Annotated in this window: 18 protein-coding genes; 11 read left to right on the top strand and 7 right to left on the bottom strand. The window is 50.9% G+C overall.

The window, feature by feature from the left end; genetic code table 11:
* Position 1: 1 nt before the first annotated feature.
* The 4 genes from metX to QUD54_RS10800 all read left to right on the top strand — a co-directional run bounded on the left by metX (position 2) and on the right by QUD54_RS10800 (position 2,916).
* A complete protein-coding gene (metX, locus tag QUD54_RS10785) occupies positions 2-1,102 on the top strand; it encodes a homoserine O-acetyltransferase MetX (RefSeq protein WP_286336738.1) in 1,101 nt (366 codons plus the stop codon).
* 82 nt (positions 1,103-1,184) lie between these two features.
* The gene (gene xseB / locus QUD54_RS10790; RefSeq protein WP_286336739.1) at positions 1,185-1,397 is read left to right on the top strand and encodes an exodeoxyribonuclease VII small subunit; all 213 of its coding nucleotides are present in this window, start codon (positions 1,185-1,187) and stop codon (positions 1,395-1,397) included.
* The gene (locus QUD54_RS10795; protein WP_286336740.1) at positions 1,394-2,191 is read left to right on the top strand and encodes a carbon-nitrogen hydrolase family protein; all 798 of its coding nucleotides are present in this window, start codon (positions 1,394-1,396) and stop codon (positions 2,189-2,191) included. Before xseB ends, QUD54_RS10795 begins: the two co-directional genes overlap by 4 nt.
* Positions 2,192-2,238: 47 nt before the next feature.
* Positions 2,239-2,916 carry a HesA/MoeB/ThiF family protein gene (locus tag QUD54_RS10800; protein WP_286336741.1) on the top strand — a complete coding sequence of 226 codons (678 nt, stop codon included), beginning with the start codon at positions 2,239-2,241 and terminating at the stop codon, positions 2,914-2,916.
* A gap of 14 nt (positions 2,917-2,930) precedes the next feature.
* Here the strand turns inward: QUD54_RS10800 and QUD54_RS10805 are convergent, their stop codons facing one another.
* Positions 2,931-4,514, bottom strand: coding sequence for an inorganic phosphate transporter (locus tag QUD54_RS10805; RefSeq protein WP_286336742.1), 1,584 nt, complete (start codon positions 4,512-4,514; stop codon positions 2,931-2,933).
* Between the two features lie 180 nt (positions 4,515-4,694).
* Between QUD54_RS10805 and QUD54_RS10810 the strand changes: the two genes are divergently transcribed.
* Positions 4,695-4,895 carry a hypothetical protein gene (locus QUD54_RS10810; protein WP_286336743.1) on the top strand — a complete coding sequence of 67 codons (201 nt, stop codon included), beginning with the start codon at positions 4,695-4,697 and terminating at the stop codon, positions 4,893-4,895.
* Between the two features lie 175 nt (positions 4,896-5,070).
* Here the strand turns inward: QUD54_RS10810 and pstB are convergent, their stop codons facing one another.
* The 6 genes from pstB to pstS form a co-directional block, all read right to left on the bottom strand.
* Complete coding sequence (pstB, locus tag QUD54_RS10815; protein ID WP_286336744.1) at positions 5,071-5,856, bottom strand: phosphate ABC transporter ATP-binding protein PstB; 786 nt, start codon at positions 5,854-5,856, stop codon at positions 5,071-5,073.
* A 133-nt stretch (positions 5,857-5,989) separates the two neighbouring features.
* A complete protein-coding gene (gene pstA, locus QUD54_RS10820) occupies positions 5,990-6,838 on the bottom strand; it encodes a phosphate ABC transporter permease PstA (RefSeq protein ID WP_286336745.1) in 849 nt (282 codons plus the stop codon).
* Positions 6,835-7,698 (bottom strand): phosphate ABC transporter permease subunit PstC, encoded by an 864-nt coding sequence (pstC, locus tag QUD54_RS10825; RefSeq protein WP_286336746.1) that lies wholly within the window; start codon positions 7,696-7,698, stop codon positions 6,835-6,837. Before pstC ends, pstA begins: the two co-directional genes overlap by 4 nt.
* A 225-nt stretch (positions 7,699-7,923) precedes the next feature.
* Positions 7,924-9,315, bottom strand: coding sequence for a porin family protein (locus QUD54_RS10830; RefSeq protein ID WP_286336747.1), 1,392 nt, complete (start codon positions 9,313-9,315; stop codon positions 7,924-7,926).
* A gap of 246 nt (positions 9,316-9,561) precedes the next feature.
* A complete protein-coding gene (locus QUD54_RS10835) occupies positions 9,562-10,731 on the bottom strand; it encodes a hypothetical protein (RefSeq protein WP_286336748.1) in 1,170 nt (389 codons plus the stop codon).
* Positions 10,732-10,879: 148 nt separating this feature from the next.
* Entirely contained in the window at positions 10,880-11,875 is a 996-nt protein-coding gene (gene pstS, locus QUD54_RS10840) for a phosphate ABC transporter substrate-binding protein PstS (RefSeq protein WP_286336749.1), read from the bottom strand.
* A gap of 150 nt (positions 11,876-12,025) precedes the next feature.
* Between pstS and QUD54_RS10845 the strand changes: the two genes are divergently transcribed.
* The 6 genes from QUD54_RS10845 to QUD54_RS10870 all read left to right on the top strand — a co-directional run bounded on the left by QUD54_RS10845 (position 12,026) and on the right by QUD54_RS10870 (position 19,893).
* A complete protein-coding gene (locus tag QUD54_RS10845; protein ID WP_286336750.1) occupies positions 12,026-12,697 on the top strand; it encodes a PhoU domain-containing protein in 672 nt (223 codons plus the stop codon).
* Complete coding sequence (locus tag QUD54_RS10850) at positions 12,697-13,365, top strand: response regulator transcription factor (RefSeq protein ID WP_320051522.1); 669 nt, start codon at positions 12,697-12,699, stop codon at positions 13,363-13,365. The genes QUD54_RS10845 and QUD54_RS10850 overlap by 1 nt, the downstream gene beginning before the upstream one ends.
* A complete protein-coding gene (locus tag QUD54_RS10855; RefSeq protein ID WP_286336751.1) occupies positions 13,359-14,801 on the top strand; it encodes a sensor histidine kinase in 1,443 nt (480 codons plus the stop codon). Before QUD54_RS10850 ends, QUD54_RS10855 begins: the two co-directional genes overlap by 7 nt.
* Before the next feature lie 239 nt (positions 14,802-15,040).
* Positions 15,041-15,679, top strand: coding sequence for a 4Fe-4S dicluster domain-containing protein (locus QUD54_RS10860; protein ID WP_286336752.1), 639 nt, complete (start codon positions 15,041-15,043; stop codon positions 15,677-15,679).
* A gap of 1 nt (position 15,680) precedes the next feature.
* On the top strand, positions 15,681-16,580 hold the full coding sequence (nrfD, locus tag QUD54_RS10865; protein ID WP_286336753.1) for an NrfD/PsrC family molybdoenzyme membrane anchor subunit: 900 nt from the start codon (positions 15,681-15,683) through the stop codon (positions 16,578-16,580).
* Between the two features lie 19 nt (positions 16,581-16,599).
* Positions 16,600-19,893: a molybdopterin-dependent oxidoreductase gene (locus QUD54_RS10870; protein WP_286336754.1), complete on the top strand. Its 3,294-nt coding sequence runs from the start codon at positions 16,600-16,602 to the stop codon at positions 19,891-19,893.
* Positions 19,894-19,910: the final 17 nt, after the last annotated feature.

The following is a 19,910-nucleotide window of genomic DNA, read 5'->3' on the forward strand; positions in this document are numbered from 1 at the left end:
TTTGAAGATTACGACAAAAAAAGAGACGTTTACCAACCCGCTCTATCTGGAAAGCGGCCGTATTCTCGAGCCGTATGAACTGGTGTACGAAACATACGGCGAATTGAACGACGAGAAAAACAACGCGATCCTTGTCACCCATGCGCTCAGCGGAAGCCACCACGCGGCGGGCCGTTACGAAGGTGACAGGAAGCCGGGCTGGTGGGATGGCCTCATAGGAGATGGCAAGGCTATCGATACGACACGTTACTTTGTGATATGCGTCAATGTTATCGGCAGTTGTTACGGTTCGACGGGCCCGATGTCGCAGATGTATCCGAGTGAAGAGCGCTATCGTCTCAAGTTTCCGGTGATTACCGTCAAGGACATGGTCAAAGCGCAGCGCATCCTTCTCAGCCGGCTCGGTATCGACAGGCTCCATGCGATCGTCGGTGGTTCGATGGGCGGGATGCAGGCGCTTCGGTTCGCGGTGGAGTTTCCAAATTTCGCCAAACACACGATCGCGATGGCGGCGACCCATGCCACCAGGCCCTGGGCGATCGCCTTCAACAAAGTGGTGCAGGAAGCGATCATCAAAGACCCGAAGTTCAAAAAGGGAAATTACGATCCGGAAGATTTTAAAGAAGAGGGATTTACGGGGTTGGCAGTCGGACGGATGGCGGGGCATATCAGCTATCTCTCTCCGGAGTCGATGGACCGGAAATTTGGACGTACCTATGTCGAGACCGACGGACTCTTCGAGCTGTTTGGAAAGTTTCAGGTGGAGCGCTATCTCGAGTATAACGGCTACGGTTTCAGTAAATGGTTCGATCCGCTCAGCTATCTCTATATTACCAAGGCGATCAACATTTTTGATATATCACGCGGGTACGATACGCTCGATGAAGCGTTGAAACGCATCAAGACGGACCTGCATCTCATCTCTTTCAGACGTGATCTGCTCTTTATGCCCGAGGAGATGAAGGAGGTCAAGATCGTTATGGATGCACAGGGGCAGAGTGGCCATGTCAGTTACTACGAGGTTGATAGCGATTACGGGCATGACGCTTTTTTGGTGGAGCTGGACAAATTCAGCGATTATGTTGCGGACGTTTTGAGATAGCACGGAGCTTCGCTCCTCAAGTATTCAGTCGCAAGTCGCAAGACTTTTGAAAAAAATTTGCGACGATAAAAAGGAGATTGGTTTGGCAAAAGGTTTGGATTTTGAAGAGAAGGTCGAAGCGGCGAAAAAGATCATGGAACAGTTGATGGATCCGGAAATTCCTTTGGAGAAAAGCGTAAAGCTTTACAAAGAGGGGATGAAACTGCTCAAAGAGGCCGGAAAGATTCTCGAAGATGCAAAGATCGAAATCGAGACGATCGAAAAAGAGCAGATCGATCCGGAGGAGTTGTTATGATCAATCTTGCTGCCCTTCAGATGCCGACACAGGGGATGAGTCCCAATGCGCTCGACCACTACTTCAAGACGGCAAAGGCCAAAGATACGAAGTTGATACTGCTTGGCGAATATGTTCTCAACCACTTTTTCAAAGAGCTCGAAAAGATGCCGGTGAACATGATCAAGGATCAAAGCGACCACCATCTGGCGATGATCAAAGCGTTGAGCAAAAAATATGAAATGGTCGTTGTGGCACCGCTGATTCAGGTCAAGAACAAAGTGTGCTACAAAACGATCGTCAAAGTGACGCCCAAGACGACCCATACCTATTATCAGCAGATACTCATCGACTATGGCCACTGGGACGAGGCGAAATTTTTCGCCAATGAAATCAAGCCGCTTGAAGATCCGATGGTATTTGCCCATGAAGGTGTGAGATTCGGTGTCATCGGAGGGTTTGAAATCCATTTCAACTGGTTTTTCGACCGTCTCAATGCACGGGATGTCGATGTGCTTCTTCTTCCGACCGCTGCGACTTTCGAATCACACAATCGCTGGCGGGAGATTCTAAAAACTCGTGCCTTTTTGCACAACATCTACATTTTGCGAGCCAACCGCGTCGGGGAATATCTCGACAATGAGGTCAAATGGAAGTTCTACGGCGATTCGATGTTGATAACCCCGGTCGGAGAGGTTGAAAGCGTGCTCGAAGACAAGGAGTCGCTGATGGTCGCTACGGTCGATCGGAAAGAGGTTCGTGAAGCCAAGAGGCTATGGGGATTCGAAAAACAGCTCAAAAAGCGTCAAAATTAGAATTTATTATATGATATAATCTCCCTAAAAAGTTGGAGACTCTCTGTATGGAAGCGTATTATCACTACTTCAATCGGCAGGTGATGCTTTGGGGCGAAGAGACCCAGGCGAATCTACAAAATAAAAAGATCGCCATTATCGGTTCAGGGGGGTTGGGAAGTTCTTTGGCCATTGCACTGGGGGCGAGTGGAATCGGCCACATCGACCTTGTCGATTTCGATGAGGTTTCAGTACATAATATTCACAGGCAGATCGCTTTCAGTGTAGGTGACGAGGGGAAATACAAAGCCGAAGTGGCAGCGGAACTGGTTATGAGGCGTTGTCCTTTCGTCGAAGCAACGCCTTTTGTCATGCGGTTTGACGAGTTTGCCAAAGAGAGAGGCTCTTACGATCTGCTGCTCGATGCGACAGACAACCTTCCAAGCCGTGCCCAAATCGATGCCTACGCCAAACAGATCGGCTCTCCATGGATCTACGGTTCCGTCGAAGCGTTCAATGGGCAGGTCTGTTTTATCGACCGAAGCAGTTTCGATGCTTTCAAGATCATGGAGCGCCAGCCGGCCGGGATCGCCGCGCCGATCGTCATGCATATCGCTTCGCTTCAGGCGAATCTCGCATTGCGCTATCTTGCGGGACAAACAGTGAAAAAAGATTTGCTCTACTATCTCTATTTCAACGAGGAAGGGGAGCTGATAACCCAGAAGTTCAAGATGCCGACGCGTTGATGCGCGGCATCTGATCAGACCATTATTCCTTTGATGACGAAGAAGATGATGGCAGAGAGTACGGCAGCTGCGGGGACGGTTACGACCCAGGCCGCAACGATTTTCTTAAGGGCGTTTCGCTGAACGTATTTTGTCTTGTAGACGGTTTTGAGCGCTTTGTTCTCTTTTTTGATCTCTTTTTCATGCATCCCTATCAACTCGAAAAGATGAACGATGCGTTCATAGTCCTGCTGGGTTTTGACGGTTTTCGCTTCCAATGTAGTTAGCTCGGTTTTAAACGCGTCGAGTCTTCTTTTCAGCTCCTCCAGCTTCTCTTTTTCCTCTTTGATACGATACTCGAGCCGCTGAGTCCTGTCGAGCCATTCACGCAGAAAACCGACACCGAAGACACCCCCGAGCGCGATGTGTGTCGAGCTGACCGGCAGGCCGAGCTGTGATGCGATGATGACGGTGATCGCCGCTGCCAGTGCAATCGAAAAGGCACGGATCTGGTCGAGCTCGGTAATTTCGCTTCCGACCGTTTTGATCAGTTTCGGACCGTAGAGTGCAAGACCGAGCGAGATACCGATGGCACCTATGACCATGACCCAGAGAGGAATCGCCGCTTTGGTCGAAATCGTGGCGTGCGTCAACGCGTCATAGATTCCTGCGAGCGGGCCGACGGCGTTGGCCACATCGTTCGCTCCGTGTGCGAAGCTTAGAAGGGCTGCCGCGAAGATGAGCGGAATGGTAAAGAGGCGGTTGACGCTGCTTCGTTCGTTATTCAGTTTATGGGCGTGTCGCACAATGGCCGATTTGACCAGAACGAAAATAACCACCGCTCCGACAAGGCCGATACCTGCCGCTGTCGGAAAACCGAGCTTGATGATATGTTTGATTCCTTTGAGGATGACATAGGTGATGAACGCCCAGCCCATGACCGCCACATAGAGTGGCACCATTTTCATCGCCGCCTCTTTGGTATCATCTTTGTAGATGATCGTCTTTTTGATCGCGTAGAGAAAGCCTGCCGCGATGACACCGCCGAGTATAGGAGAGATGACCCAGCTTGCAGCGATTTTCCCCATGGTCCCCCATGCTACGATACTGAAGGTTCCCGCTGCAGCGATTCCGCCTCCCATAACGCCTCCGACGATGGAGTGGGTCGTGGAGACGGGTGCTTTAAGATAGGTTGCGAGGTTGAGCCACAGTGCCGCTGCGAGCAGTGCGGCCGTCATGGCCCAGACGAAATACTCCGGATGGGTGAACGCTGCCGGGTCGATGATCCCTTTTTTTATGGTACCGGTTACATCAGCACCGGCTATGAGCGCACCGGCCGACTCGAAAACGGCTGCGATAAGAATGGCCCCTACCATTGTCAGCGCTTTGGATCCGACCGCCGGTCCGACGTTGTTCGCGACGTCGTTGGCCCCGATGTTCATCGCCATATAGGCACCGAAGACCGCTGCGACGGCGAGGAATGGGTTGCCTGGAATTTTATCCCATGTCGCAAGCAGAACGATCGCCATGAAGACGAGGGAGAGCCCCAGGCGAAGAAAATCGGTCTGGGATTTCTTCGCCGCCTTTTTCTGCATTTTTTCGAATGTGTTGATCTCCATTTCGATTGCCTTTTCAAGAAATATCACAGAATGGTAACAAAGTGTTCATTAAATATTTCAACAATGATGGAAAGCTCCTGCTTCCAAACAGGTTTTTGACATTATTGTTGCAAACGTATATAATCTTTATAGTTTATTACTGAAATTTGTAGTAAATAATATCCAACCAAGGAACCACCTATGGCAAAAACACTCAAGAAAAAAGCGGTTAAAAAAATCGTCGCGAAAGCGGCAAAAAAAGCGGTGGCGAAAAAAATCATCAAGAAAAAAGCTGCCGGCAAGATCACGAAAAAAGTGCTCAAACGTGTTTTGAAGAAGAAGCCTTCGAAAGTCAAATCTGTAAAGAAGATCGCGAAAAAAGCGATTGAAAAAGCCGTGTAGTTCCGAAAGGCTCGTTTCATCGAGGGGGTCTTAAATCGAGTCTGCCAATCGATGCGTATCTTCTTGCATGGTACACCTTCGTTGTCGTATTGACACAAATGAGTGCAGAGTATAAGGCCGGTTTGACGTTTAGCTGACGATATCGAAGATGGCGGGTATATACGAAACATATTACTTATCCGAATTTTCCGGTGATGTACTGCTCGGTCATCTCCTCTTTCGGGGTGATGAATAGCTCTTCGGTGACGCCCAGTTCGATGAGATCGCCCAGATACATGAAGGCGGTGTAGTCGCTGACACGGGCTGCCTGCTGCATGTTGTGGGTGACGATGATGATGGTTACCTTCTCTTTGAGTTTGATGATCAGCTCTTCGATCGCCTGGGTCGAGATGGGGTCGAGCGCCGAGGTGGGCTCGTCGAAGAGGAGTACTTCCGGTTCGACGGCGACGGCACGCGCGATACATAGACGCTGCTGCTGGCCACCCGAGAGTGCGGTACCCGAACTCTTGAGACGGCCGCCCACCTCTTTCCAGAGTGCGGCGTCCTTGAGTGCCTGCTCGACACGGCCGTCGAGTTCGCTTTTTGACTTGATGCCCTGCAGGCGCAGTCCGTAGGCGACATTGTCGTAGATGCTCATCGGGAACGGTGTCGGTTTTTGAAAAATCATCCCGATCTGTGTGCGTAGCTTGATGAGATCCTCTTTTTTGCTCAGGATGTTGCGACCTTCAAAAAGGATTTCCCCCTCGTACCGGTTGCCGGGGTAGAGGTCGTGCATCCGGTTGAAACAGCGCAGCAGGGTCGTTTTTCCGCAACCGCTCGGGCCGATGAGCGCGGTGACAGCCCCTTTGCCGATCGGCATGTTGATCTTCTTGAGGTTGGGTGTGTCGACACCGGCATAGTAGAAGCTGAAATCTTTCACTTCGATAATGTGCTCGTGCATGACTTCACAAATGGTTGGCATCAGCGGTTTCCTTTTTGGGTTTTTCTAAAAATAGCGCGGTTCATCTGCGCGTGGGCTCGCTGCCGAAGCGAACACAGTGTCAACGTAGCTTGACGGGCTTTGCTCGTCAAGCGTATCTCCTGAAGGTTCGGCATCAGCGGTTTCCTTTTTTGGTTCTGGTAATGAGACGTCCGATAATGTTGGCGCCCAGGACGAAAAGGGCGAGGATGAGGGCGGCAGCCCACCCCTGGTCGATCCAGTCGTCGTAGGGACTGGTGGCGTAGTTGAACATTGTCACCGTCAACGAAGCGATCGGCTGGGTGAGGTCGGTCGAATAGAAGTTGTTCGAAAAGCTCGTAAACAGCAGTGGCGCCGTTTCGCCGGCGATACGGGCGACGGAAAGCAGAATCCCCGTAAGCATACCCGTCTTGGCCCCTCGATACACCACCTGGATGATCACTTTGTATTTCGGTGCACCCAGTGCAATGGCCGCTTCACGTAGACTGCCGGGGACAAGCTGCAGCATATCGTCGGTCGTTCGCAGAACGATGGGCACCATCATCACTGTCAGTGCCGCGATGCCGGCCCATCCGCTGAAATGGCCGATGGGCTCGACCAGAATGGCGTAGACGAAAGCGCCGATAACGATGCTCGGCGTACTCATCATGATGTCGGAGATGTCGCGGATGAGTCGCGCGAGCCTGCTCTTCTTGCCGCCGTATTCGCTGAGATACGTGCCGGCGAGCACGCCGACAGGTACGCCGATGAATGAAGCGCCGAGGACGAGCATCAGCTGTCCGACGAGGGCGTTTCTAAGACCGCTCGGTTCACGGCCCGGAGGTGCCATGTCGTAAGTGAAGATATCGAGATTCAGCGCCGTGAACCCTTTGTAGAGCAGTACGCCGATGATCCAGAACAAAAAGAGCATACCGGCGAGTGCGGCAGCCGTTGAGAGGAGCATGATGATTTTGTTGACGAGAATGCGTCGTTCCTGTCGTGTCATACGCGCTGCTCCTGAAGGTTTCTCAGAAACCAGAATTTCGCCACGGCGATGACGGTGAAGCTGATGACCAGCAAGATGAGCGCCAGGTAGAAGAGGCTCGAGTAGTAGAGGTCGGTGTCGGCCTCGGTGAACTCGTTGGCCAGCGTGACTGGGATACTCGTGGCCGGTTTGAAGATGGAGTCGGGAATTTTGTGGGCGTTCCCCATGACGAAGGTGACGGCCATCGTTTCGCCGATGGCGCGGCCGAGGGCGAGGATGATGGAACCGATGATGCCGCTCTTGACGTAGGGGATGACGACATCTTTGAGCACCTCCCAGCGTGTCGCACCCATGCCGTAGGCCGATTCTTTGAGAATCGGGGGCGTCGTCTTCATCGCGTCGCGTGTAATGGCGGCCATGAAGGGAAGGATCATGATCGAAAGCACGAATCCGGCCGTCGCCAGTCCCAGACCGTTGCCGCCCCAGATGTCACGCAGAATGGGAGCGAGGTAGAAAAGTCCCCACATGCCGTAGATGATGGAGGGGATGGCGGCGAGCAGTTCGATCGCCATTCCGACAACGGCGGCGATCCACGGCGGTGCGAGCTCGCTCAGAAAAATCGCGATGCCGATGGCGACAGGCGTGGCGATGAGCATTGCGATAATCGTCGATACGATCGAGCCGTAGATCGCCGGATAGCCACCGAAGATATCCATGTTCGGCGCCCACTTGCTGTTGGTGATGAATTGCAGTCCGAATGCGTCGATGGCGGGTTTGGCTTCGTTGAAGAGGACGAAGAAAAGTGCCGCGAGGACGATCAGTACCGAGATTGCGAAGAAGCGGGTCGTGTTGTGGAAGACGGTGTCGAGGGTCCGGTTCACACTCTTTCCTTTGGGGTGAATAATATGAGCGATTATAGATGCGTTCGGTTACAAAATTGTTACATTGCAACGATGCGCAAATGCGGCGGCTGAAAAGCCGCCTTCGTCAGGGAGTAGATATGAAATTTGCAAGCTTTTTGAGCCCTCCGGGGGAAGAGGGCTCGGTCAAGCCGGCAGAGCCGGGAGGAAAATCCCGGTTTGACAATGTGCAGTTTTTATATAGAATTAGAAAAACCATTGTGTCGTCAATTTCAGACGCTCTTCCGTTTTGTCGCCAATGTTGACATCGTATTCGTCTTTTTGATAGGAAAGTCCGACTTTGGTGCTGTTGCCGCGAAGATACCAGTTGACCCCTATGATTTTCGATGTCAGGTCGTAACCGCTGGCGTCTTCCCACTTGTCCCAACTTTCATAGCGTGCGAACGGCGCGATATAGTAGAGGTCTTTAAAGAGATATTCGCCTTTGACATACCAGCCATTCGATTCACCTATATCGCTTTGTCCCCATTCTTTGACGACACCGTCGAATTTGAAATATTCTGCCTGCACGAATGCACCCAGGTAGTGAGCGGACATTTCGAGGTTGAAGAGTTCATGGTCGATGGTTTGGGCGACTGTACCGTCATCATAGGAGATGTTCGGGCTTTTCCAGTAGGCGGCACCGATTTCGAAATGTTTGCCCTCCGCAAAGTATGTTTCGGTACGTTTTTTCTCTTCCCATCCGTCGAAAGGAGAGAGGACGATTTTACCGCCATAAAAGAAACTTTTCTGCGACAGGTCCCCGCTAAAGCTGTTGCCCGATGCATCTTTCAATTTTCCGGAGTAGACGCCATCACCGAATGCGAGTTGATAGTGTACTTTTTTATTCCAGTCACCATACATTTGCGCATTCGTACCCCGTCGGTTATGGGTAATGTATTGCGCAGCTTCGTCGGCAACGTGTGGTCGGTCATAATGCAAAACGTAAGCGGATTTGACGGTTTCGGTTCTGGAAACATCGATTTTGCCACGATAAAGTTTGAAGTTGACCAATGATGTATCGAATGGTTTTTTGATTTTCAAGTAGGCGTCACCCACATTGAACTCTTGCTCGCCCTTGTCGGCATAGTTGGCTTTGTCGTTACGGACATCCATCGTGAACGAGACATTTTTGGAAAATCCAACCCCAATCTCGAATCGTACCCGTCGAAGATAGGCATCCCATAGATCCGTATCCGCTTCGGTTACGTCGTTATAGTCGGTTTGACGATTTTCGAAAGTGCCTTGCAGTCGTACACCGAGTTTGACCCACATATCGGGATTGTCGAATGCACGAATTTTCATGTTCGGACCTGTCTGTTTGCCAAGAAGGAAATCCGGCGATTTTCTGTCGACAACTTTTGGAAGAACTTTTTTTATCTTCAGCTCTTTTTTCGTCGATTTCGAGAGAGTGCTCCGTTTCTCGATGATTTGCTCTTTTGCACTGACGAAATCACCGAGCTCGACGCGGTTTGCACCCGGTTTGCTGTAGATGACACCGGTTTCGGTGTCCTGATAGAGTGTAATCGCCTTGGCTGCGTTTGCACCTGAGCCAAGAGCGGCGATGGCTGCGAGAGAGAGTATCGCTTTTTTCATCATGTCGATCCTTTTTGTTATAGTTGAAAGGGACAGATGTGTAGCCCTTGAGAAAAGTTTGGTGATTATAAGAGGTATTGGTTACAAGACCGTTACATAAGAGGAGTGTCGGCAAATTCCCAGCCAAAGAGGGGCGGAGAAGTAAGAGAGAGTGGAGTTTGCGAGCTTCGCGAGCCTTTCGGGAGGTGCCGTCGTGCAACGCGAAAGGCTCGGTAGAACCGGTAAAACCGGTGTCCGGAGGCTCGGCTTCTACCAGTGGACTTCGGTCGTGAACATATATTTGGTCTGATCGACGTCATTGCCACCTTCGGCGGCGTTTGTGTCGTCGATATTGAAGATATTCGCGATGAATTTGACGTTTTTGTTATATGTATAGGCCGCACCGGCGATGATTTCATTCCGCGTCAAATCGTTGCTGTTGTATTCGAAGTTGTCATAGCGTGCGAAAAGAGCCCACTTGTGAGTGGGGCGGAATTCGCCGTTGATCGTCCAGCCATTGTGACTTTTCTCCGTTACGTAATCTTCATAATTGACATACATACCGGCGATCAGAAACGATGGCTGGTTGTAGACTGCATGAAGTCCGTACCAGTTGTAGTTTTTCTGGTTGTTGATTTGACCGGTGAAAGAGAGATCGAAATATTCGTTTTCGGTGGGATGGACATGCTTTTTGCCCGTACCCAGCACGTTGGCAGTCAGACGCCACTCGTAGGACATACGGTTTCCTTCGTGTCCGTGGTGGTATCCGGCACCGTTGAAGACACCGATTTCGGAGCTGAAGTAGTCCATCTTGGTTTTGAAGTTGATACCCTGATCCGCCGAGTCGGTCAGGTGTGCGCCTTCGCCCTCTTCGATAAAGGTTTTGGCGATGGAGCGGTAGAACCAGCCGTGGTGCTCTTCCCAGTCGATCCAGGGGCGGTGGACCTGACCGAACTCGACGCCGGTGTAAGGAATGTACTCCTCCAGATTAAGGTAGATGTAGGCGTATTTGAGACGCACAACCCAGCTGCCGTCAACATCCTGAAACGTATCGAGCGTGGTGCGCATATAATCGGTCTTGTTCCAGTAGGCTTTGACCTGGAAATAGTTCCGGCGGGTTTCGAACTTGCTCTTATCGGCATTGGTGGAAGTTTTATCGTCCGTATAGGTGTAGCCCAGATAATGGGTGCCGCTGAACTTGAGTGTGGGTACGCCGGATTTGACTTTGACGCCCAGTTTTTTGTTGATTTTGGAAAGATCCCGCTGGCGCTCGGTATGGAGTTCCTTGGCGCTGACGAAGTCGCCCATTTCGACGCGGCCGGCACCCGGTTTGGTATAGATGGCACCCGTTTCAGTGTCCTGATAGAGTGTGATCGATGCGGCGGAGAGTGATCCCGTTACTGCTGTGATAGCGGCCAAGGAGAGAAGTGTCTTTTTCATTGTGGTTGTTTCCTTTCAAAGATTTTTTTCGGTTTGATTTTGGTTCATCAGGCATTCCGCCCGTCAGGGCGTCTGCCACGGAAGGGGCTGGCTTCGGTGGCACAGTGCCCAGTGTAGGGCGGCGGGCTTTGCCCGACGGCCCTGTATTTCAATAGATTCCGTGCTCTTTCCAGTAGTCTCGGATCATCGTTTTGGTCTCTTCGGGCAGGGGGATATAGCCCAGTTTTTTCGCCTCTTCGTCACCGTGTTTGAAGGCGAAGTCGAAGAACTTGACCACCTCTTTGTTCATGTCCGTCGCTTCTCTTGGCAGTAGAATGAAAGTGGCCGCGACAATGGGATAGCTGTTGTCACCCGGCTGAAGTGCGAGGATCTGATAGAAATGCGTTTTCGGCGACCACTTGGCATATTTTGCTGCTGCTTTGAAGTTTTCCTCTTTCGCTTCGACCCATTTGCCGCTCTTTGTCTGCAGAACCGCCGCGCCGAAACCATTTTTCTTTTTGTAGGCGTATTCGACGTATCCGATGGAGTAGGGGTTTTGGGAAATGAGGCTGGAGACCCCTTCGTTGCCTTTACTGCCCAGACCGACTGGCCAGTCGAGCGCTTTGCCGATGCCCACGTTGTCTGCCCAGTCGCTGCTGACGTGTGACAGGAAATAGCTGAAATTGAAGGTGGTGCCCGATCCGTCGGCGCGGTGGCATACGACAATCTCTTTGTGTGGGAGTTTCAAACCCGGGTTGTCCTCGGCGATCGCCTTGTCGTCCCAATATTTGATTTTGCCCAGAAAGATGGCGGCGAGATCTCTGTTCTCGATTCTCAATTCACCATCTTCGATACCGGGGATGTTGTAGGCCGCGACGATGGAGCCGATGACCGCCGGAAACTGATAGAGGCGTTTTTTGTCGAGTTTTTTCGGTTTGAGGGGCTTGTCGCTCGCGCCGAAGTTGACCGTACGTGCGCTGATCTGCTTGATGCCGCCGCCGGAACCGATGGACTGGTAATTAACCTGGTTGCCGCTCTTTTTCTGATAAAGATAGGCCCAGTCGAAATAGATTGGTGCGGGGAATGATGCGCCCGCGCCGCTGATGTTGGCCGCGCTTGCTGCGATGACACCGGCGGCGAGGGCCGCCGCTGCTTTCTTGAGCATTCTGTCTCCTTGCGTTGAATCTCTGGTTCTGCCAGTGAGATTATAGAATGTCACGGATACAATTCGGTTACAGTTGGTATAATGACCGTTACCAAACCGTTACCGAATCGGATTAGACTACGCTCTATATTGATGTCTAAAAGGAAGGGAATGCTTTCAAATTTTCAGGAAAAGCTCGATCAGATCAACCGAATGATGACAGATCTTGCCCAGATGATTCTAAAAGGGGAGAAACTCTGTTTCGACGGCTTTAAAGCAAAAGATATGAAAGTATTAGACGATGCACGCGACGCGGTGAAGGGGTGTCGCACCAAAGCGAACGAGATCGACAACGAAATCATCAAGATATTGGCCCTTTACGGTCCTGAAGCGACAGAGTTGCGTGAAATGGTGGGATATCTGAAAATCACCAACGAGCTGATCAATGCGGCCGGCAGTGTTCGTTCATACGTCAAGCACAACAAATCGCTGATCGCCGGCGATTTCGATATGGGGGCGATGGAGGCTTCGTTCGTTCCACTCCATCAAACTGCTCTAAACTCCATCACACATATGATCGAAATGTTCGATCTAGGCAAAAGCGAAGAAGAGATACGTGGACTCTACAGGTCGATCAAGGTCGAGGAATCGAAAGGGGACGACCTCTACTCAATCGTGCAGAAAGATATTTCCGAAATGCTTTGCCATATCGACGTCGATCCGCTCGACTTCATGACGGTGCTCAAACTCGCCAGAAAGCTCGAGCATATCAGCGACCATGCGATCAACGTGGCCAAGTTGTTGCTTTTCATAAAGACTGGCGGAGAATTGGAGAGCTACTGATGGCACTGATCGCGATCATCGAAGACGAGCAGGATCTGCTCGATCTTTTGGAGTATCACCTGCAGAAAGATGGGTATGAGACATTCGCCGCCATTTCGGTCAAACCGATCGAAAAACTACTGGAGGAGGAGACCCCGGACCTGATGATCGTCGACCGAAACCTGCCGGGGGTGGAGGGCAGCGAATTTGTCCACTCACTCAGGGAACGAGGCATCGACGTTCCCGTGATTTTTTTGACGGCGAAAGTGGCCGAACACGAAATAGAAGAGGGGTTCTTGCGCGGTGGGGACGACTACGTGACCAAACCCTTCAACGTCAAGGAGCTGATGCATCGCGTCCGTGCCGTACTGCGCCGCAGCAAGCCCGAAGAGAACGAGACCGTGACATACCGAGACATTACCATCAAACCCAAAAGCTACGAAGTTTTTGTCGCGGGGCGGAAAATCGATCTGACCCGGCTCGAGTTCAAACTTCTGCTCGAACTGGTGACACACAAAAACCTGGTTCTCAGCCGTGACCAGCTTCTGGAGCGGGTATGGGGCGACGAGGGGGAGTATCAGGACCGTACCGTCAACGTCGCGGTCAACCGTCTCAAAGAGAAGATCGACCCCGACAAGAGCAAAAACTATATAAAATCGATCCGCGGAGTGGGGTACCAGGTGTGCTGAAACGTCATTTCAAACTTCCGCAAATCTTTTTTATAAACTTTTTCCTTCTTCTGTTCGGGACGCTTATTATCGCGTCGTTTATCGTCTACTATTCGATCCAGCAAATCGAAGTAAAACAGTTCACCAATCAGCTCAGGAGCGAGATCGCCTACGTGCGGGCCATGCTCGACGAGGGGAAATCGCTGGAAGCGGCGGCGGCCGAAATGGGGGAGATCATGGGACGCCCACTTCGCGTGACGCTGATTTCAATGGAGGGAAGACCTCTTTTCGACAATGAAGCCGATGTGAACACGATGGAGAATCATGCGAACCGTCCGGAAGTGATGGCGGCGAGGCGGAGGGGTTTCGGTACGGCGGTTCGCTATTCCGAAACGGTCAAAAACGACCGTATCTACGTGGCGAAAAAAATAGTCTGGAACGGGAAACCGGCCATTTTGCGTCTTTCGGTCTCGCTGGAAACGATCATGTTCGACTTCAGGATGCTCTGGTTTCGGCTCGCCTCGGTTTTTCTGGCGGCGTTGGTGATAGGGTATCTCATCAGCCGGGCACTTCAGCGTCGTATCGATGAAGAGCTTGGAAAACTGACCGACTATCTCAAGGCGATAGCCGACAAAAACTATCAGGCAAATTTCAGTGCCGGTTTCTCGGAAGAGTTCACGACGATCGCGATATTGCTCAAAAAACTGGCCAGGCGGCTCGAGAAGAACGAGAAGAAGAAACGCAAATACAATGCGAAACTACGTTTTATCAGCAAACAGCGCAACGACATGATCTCGGCCATCAGCCACGAGTTCAAAAATCCGGTCGCTGCGATTATGGGATATACCGAAACGCTTCTGGACGATGATGAACTTCCCAAGCCCATTCGGAGGAAATTTCTCGAGAGAATCGAGCAGAATGCCAGACGTATTACCCAAATGATTGACCGTCTCAGTTTTATGACCCGGATGGAGAGCAGTGAAATCAAACCTCAGATGAGCGATTTCGACTTTGAAAAAGTGGTACTCGATGCGGTTCATGCGCTCGAACGGAAATATGCGGGGAGAGAGATCGTCGTCGAGGGAGAACCGGTCACGATTCATGCGGACAAGACGATGATGGAGATGGCGGTCATCAACCTGATCGATAACGCCTTGAAGTACTCCGAGGATGAGGTGAGAATCATATTGAATGAAAATGAGTTCTGCATCGTCGACAAAGGCCAGGGGATACCGGAAAAGGAGCTTGAATCGATCACCAAAAAATTCTACCGTATCGAGAAAAACAGCTGGGACAACTCGATGGGGCTCGGCCTCGCGATCGTAAAGTACATTTTGAAACTCCATCGAAGCGATTTGGTGATCACTTCGGAAGTGGGTAGAGGAACGATCATCTGCTTTTCTATTCCTTCCGTTTGTATAATCAAAAAAAATGAAGGCTCTACCCAGTCACACTGATTCATCGGGTTGATTGGGCAACTGCATTGTTGACTTATAAGAAAAACCTACTTATTGACTCTCGATTTAGCTTCGATTAAAAAAACTATTGATAGACTGAAAACGTCGTATATTAGGCACTTGGAAGAGTTTTGACGTGCTTATGAAGTGCATAAGAAATGCAAAACTCTTGGGTGGTGTGGCCGTTTTTGAATGAACGCTCGACGCCCGATGGTGTAATTAAATTTCAGGAGGAGTCTATGAAGCTCGGCTTTTTGGTAGACCTGGCGCTTTGCATGGGATGTAAAGGGTGTGAGGTCTCTTGTAAAGTGGAAAATGAAGTTCCGCTCAGTATGTGGCGCCTGCGGGTTAAGTATGTTGATGTGGGAACGTTCCCGGAAACGAAGCGTACTTTTACGCCGCTGCGCTGTAACCACTGCGAAAACGCACCGTGCGAGCGAATCTGTCCGGTCAGTGCACTGCACTATCTTGAAAACGGTATCGTGAATGTCGACAAAGAGCGCTGTATCGGCTGTGCGGGCTGTGTCATGGCATGCCCCTACGGTGCAATCTATATCGACCCGGAGACCAATACGGCCGACAAGTGCACCTACTGTGCCCACCGTGTCGCGGGAGGCATGATGCCGGCATGTGTCGTTGCATGTCCTGTCGAAGCGAATATCTTCGGTGACCTCGATGATCCGACCAGCAATATCAGCATGTATATCATGGAGCATCAGGGCAATGTCAAGGTTCGAAAGCCCGAGAAGAATACGCATCCGAAACATTTCTATACAAGTGGCGGCGAAGTGAACCTCAATCCGCTCGCAAGCAAGCGTGAAGAGGGATACAATCTCTTCAACAACATTACGCATCTTAAACATGTAGGAGGTCACTAAGATGGTTGAACATACTACCGCCGCGACCGATGCAATCGTAACGCTCGACGTCGCGCTCCCCGGAATCGTATGGGGTTGGATGATTACACTCAACATGTGGGCGAAGAGTATCGGAACGGGCGTCGTACTGATCGGTGTCTATCTTTTGAAAAAATACGGAGACCGTGTCGCGAGCGTCAAAACAATGATGCCGGTGATCTCTTTCATTTTCCTGAATATTTTCCTGCTCTTCACACTGCTGGATCTTCACCAGCCGTTTAGAATGTGGCATATCTTCTTCTATCCGCACTGGACTTCCGCCATTACCGTTGGCGCATGGTTGGCGACGATCTTTACGGGTATCATCTTTGTCATGGCCGCCGGAAAAATTCTGAACAAGATCAACGAAGAACAGTACAACAAGCTGATGTGGGCAGCCTTTGTTTTTGCGATTCCTGTGACGCTCTATACTGCGACGATCATGGGTGAAGCCTCCGCGCGCGAATTATGGCAGACACCGACCGAACTTCTTCAGATGGCTCTTGCGGCGTTTATCGGCGGTTCCGCGACCTATCTGATTCTCGGAGTCGGAGATAGAAACGTTAAACGCGATTTGGCCATTGTGTTGGCTGTAAGTGCGACACTCTCGTTCATTGTCTATATGGGAGAGTATTATTTTGGTGCGATGAAAGCCGAAGAGGTTGCTGCGACGATCGCATTTGTCAAGGATGGTGGAGCGTATCACACCATGTTCTGGCTCGGACAGGTGATGGGGTACATCGTGCCGGTGGCACTTGTCATTTTTGCACTTCGGACACAGTCAAACAGTCTTCTCGCGCTCGCTTCCGTACTGGCCCTGGCAGGCCTTTGGATCGCCAAGCATGTCTGGCTCGTGATTCCGCAACTGTTGAACCTTAGTTGATTGAGTAGGAGAGAATAATATGATCAATGAAAATAGACGAACATTTTTAAAAGGCGCCGCGTTTACCGTTGCTGGTGCGACACTGGCCACTGGTGTATTCGAAAGTGTGGCAGAAGCTTCCAAAGAAGTGGTAACAGAGTTTACCGATACGCCTGAGAGTCTCGATTTCTACCCTCCACTCGAAAAGTGGGACAGCTTCCGTGAACTCGACGGAGATGATTGGAAACGTGGGGGTATCGACAGAAAAGGTGTTCGAAGCGAAGACAATCCTGATGGTATTTTAGTCCATGACTACACGATCGTTCCATGCGTCTGCTCCAACTGTGAAGCGGGATGCGGCCTGACAGCTTGGGTCGACAAAAAGACGATGACAGTAAGAAAGTACATGGGCAACCCCCTTCACAGCGGAAGCCGGGGACGAAACTGTGCAAAAGGGTATGCGGTCGAAAGCCAGATGTACGATCCGGATCGCATTCCTTTCCCGATCAAACGTGCTCCGGGCTCCAAACGCGGTGAAGGCAAATGGGTCCGTATCAGCTGGGATCAGGCACTGAAAGAGATCGGGAAAAAGATGCATGATACGCTCAAAAGTGGTGACGAAATGAGCAAAAAGCTCATTATGTACCATGTCGGCCGCCCGAATGAAAATGGATTTTCCGGCCGTGTTCCACACACAATGGGATTGGATGGTTTCGACAGCCATACCAACATCTGTTCCGCAGGTGCACGGGAAGGTTCGATTCAATGGGCCAATGATGACCGAAACTCTCCAGATTGGGCCAATGCAAAACTGATATTCCTTCAGTCTTCCCATGCAGCGGATGCAGGGCACTACTTCCAGCAGTCTGCCGGGCTCATCGCCGATGCCCGCAAACGGGGTGCCAAAATGATCGTGATGGACCCGCGCCTGAGTAACTCGGCTGGTATCGCTGATCTTTGGTTGCCGGTGTGGCCGGGAACCGAGACGGCACTTTATCTCTATCTTGCCAACCGTGTTTTGAACGAAAAAGGCAAAAATGGCGATGACCTGATCGATCACAAGTTTGTCAAGAATTGGATCAATTGGGATCGGCTGATGGCGAATAAAGAGTATCTGAAATTCATGGTTACAAAAGGGTATATCTCCAAAATGCCAGAAGACGAGAGCTATGAGAGTTTCATCGATGTGATGAAAGAGCTCTACGCACCCTATACCAAGGAGTTCGTTGTCAAAGAGTGTAAACTCGAAGGACAGGAATATAAGCTGGACAAACTCTTTGAAATGTTCATAGACGCAGGTCCACGGGTAGCCACCTATCTATGGCGTGCCGGTCCAATCGCCCATCGTGGCGGTTGGATGATCACCCGTGCCGGTTTTCTTCCATTGGCACTCCGTGGTGCCCTTGCCGGAGATGTTGGTGGTGTCAGCTGGCACCATTGGCATGAAATTTCTGTTGGAGGCAAAGGAGACAAAGCTACTGTGGCCGGAAAGAAGCCACCGAAAGTCGATGTCTGGAATGAGCTGGCATGGCCCCCGGAGTATCCACTCAGTACCTATGAAATGAGTATGTTACTTCCCCATCTTCTGATGGACGAAGAGTGGCAGAACAAATGGCGTGCCCGTGGTCTGAACGTTCCGACGAAACTTTCCGTTTGGATTCCGCGCATGTACAATCCGGTCTGGATTAACCCGGACGGTTTCCGATGGATCGAGTGCCTCAAAGACGAGAGCAAAATGGAGATGACGCTGAACCTTTCGCCAACCTGGTCCGAGACCAACTGGTATTGCGACTATGTCCTGCCTGTTGGATTGGCAGGAGAACGTCACGACCAGCAGTCCGCACCGACCAAACCTGAGCGCTGGACTGCGTTCCGTCAGCCGGTATTGCGTGTTGCGATGGAAAAGATGGGATGGAAACCGAAAGTACCGTATCGTGGCACCCTCGAAGCGCATATGAAAGCGGGCCTGGGTGAAGTGTGGGAAGAGAATGAATTCTTCGCCGAACTGCTCTGCCTCCATGTGGATCCGGACGGCAGCCTGGGGGTTCGCCAGTATTGGGAATCCGCGAAACATCCGGGACAGCCTGTCACTGTCAAAGAGTATTACGATGCGGCTTTCAGCCTTCTTCCAAAACTTAAGAAGGCGGCCCATGCAGCATATCCTGGAAGTGAATATCCTTGCTACGAGTTCATGCGTGATAGAGGTGCGTGGACCGAGACGACGAATGTCTATCGACCGCAAGAAGAAACACTTGAATTCGACGGTACGTATTACCACGCCCACGGTCACAAATATCATGCTGACGAAGTGGAAAGAGATCGGTTCGGTGTGCTGTGGGTCACCGACCATGAAGGACGCCGCCGCAGTATCGGTGTAGAAATAGAAGGCAAACTCTATGAAGGGTTCCATACGCCCGACAAGAAACTCGATCTCTTCTGTGAGTGGCTGATCGACTGGAAGTGGCCGGAGTATGCACTGCCAATCTACCCGCGCAATGCCCGTGAATACGACAAGATGATCCATATCGTTTCACAAGTGCACCACCGGTATATGAACGGTGAAAACGAATTTGCACTTAACACGGTATTCCGTTTGCCTTACAATATTCACACCCGTTCCGTAAACTCCAAACATTTGATGGAAATCAGCCAGAACCACAACCCGGTCTGGATCTATACTAAAGATGCCGAGCGTATGGGAATTAAGCGTGGCGATGCGGTAAAAGTTCGCATCGTTGATACCGTTAGCGGTCTGGAGAGTGGCTATTTCATCGCGATGGCGGTCCCGACGGAAGGCACGATGCCGGGTGTTCTCGCATGCAGCCACCATGCTGGTCGTTGGAAACTAAAAAATGCGGTTGACATTCCTGGCTTCAAGCATGCGCTCGGTGTTATGGGTGTCGGTGCTCCACTGTACGAGATGACGATGGATGGAAAAGTGGGGACTTTGAAACCTAAAGAGGGAATCGAAGAGGGGATGAAATCCCGTCCGAAAACATGGCAATTCAAAGAGTTCAACAAAGATCTTGACAATATCTGGTGGGATGGGTTGAGCGGCTCATGGCAAAATGCTGTGGCACCGGTCCATCCGGATCCGATCGCTGGTAACCATGCTTGGCATCAGAAGGTTATCCTTGAAAAGGCGGAAAAGGATGACCAAATCGGTGATATTTATGTCAACTATGAGAACAATTTCAAAACCTACAAGGCCTGGAGAGATGAATTGACACGCCCTTTGACGAGTGAAGATACGGAACGTCGTCCTTACTGGATCAAACGGCCGGTCGTACCTTTGAGCAAGAAAGCTTACGAATTCAAGATTAAAGATCTTTAATTTGCGTTAATGTTTCA

Origin of the sequence: Hydrogenimonas cancrithermarum (assembly GCF_030296055.1) — a bacterium.
GTDB classification, from domain to species: Bacteria; Campylobacterota; Campylobacteria; order Campylobacterales; family Hydrogenimonadaceae; genus Hydrogenimonas; species Hydrogenimonas cancrithermarum.

Excerpts from the sequence above, each read along its gene's own strand:
- QUD54_RS10795 (WP_286336740.1), top strand. The coding sequence starts at position 1,394 with ATGATCAATCTTGCTGCCCTTCAGATGCCGACACAGGGGATGAGTCCC.
- QUD54_RS10800 (WP_286336741.1), top strand. The coding sequence starts at position 2,239 with ATGGAAGCGTATTATCACTACTTCAATCGGCAGGTGATGCTTTGGGGC.
- QUD54_RS10805 (WP_286336742.1), bottom strand. The coding sequence starts at position 4,514 with ATGGAGATCAACACATTCGAAAAAATGCAGAAAAAGGCGGCGAAGAAA.
- QUD54_RS10810 (WP_286336743.1), top strand. The coding sequence starts at position 4,695 with ATGGCAAAAACACTCAAGAAAAAAGCGGTTAAAAAAATCGTCGCGAAA.
- pstB (WP_286336744.1), bottom strand. The coding sequence starts at position 5,856 with ATGCCAACCATTTGTGAAGTCATGCACGAGCACATTATCGAAGTGAAA.
- pstA (WP_286336745.1), bottom strand. The coding sequence starts at position 6,838 with ATGACACGACAGGAACGACGCATTCTCGTCAACAAAATCATCATGCTC.
- QUD54_RS10830 (WP_286336747.1), bottom strand. The coding sequence starts at position 9,315 with ATGATGAAAAAAGCGATACTCTCTCTCGCAGCCATCGCCGCTCTTGGC.
- QUD54_RS10835 (WP_286336748.1), bottom strand. The coding sequence starts at position 10,731 with ATGAAAAAGACACTTCTCTCCTTGGCCGCTATCACAGCAGTAACGGGA.
- pstS (WP_286336749.1), bottom strand. The coding sequence starts at position 11,875 with ATGCTCAAGAAAGCAGCGGCGGCCCTCGCCGCCGGTGTCATCGCAGCA.
- QUD54_RS10845 (WP_286336750.1), top strand. The coding sequence starts at position 12,026 with ATGCTTTCAAATTTTCAGGAAAAGCTCGATCAGATCAACCGAATGATG.
- QUD54_RS10850 (WP_320051522.1), top strand. The coding sequence starts at position 12,697 with ATGGCACTGATCGCGATCATCGAAGACGAGCAGGATCTGCTCGATCTT.
- QUD54_RS10860 (WP_286336752.1), top strand. The coding sequence starts at position 15,041 with ATGAAGCTCGGCTTTTTGGTAGACCTGGCGCTTTGCATGGGATGTAAA.
- nrfD (WP_286336753.1), top strand. The coding sequence starts at position 15,681 with ATGGTTGAACATACTACCGCCGCGACCGATGCAATCGTAACGCTCGAC.
- QUD54_RS10870 (WP_286336754.1), top strand. The coding sequence starts at position 16,600 with ATGATCAATGAAAATAGACGAACATTTTTAAAAGGCGCCGCGTTTACC.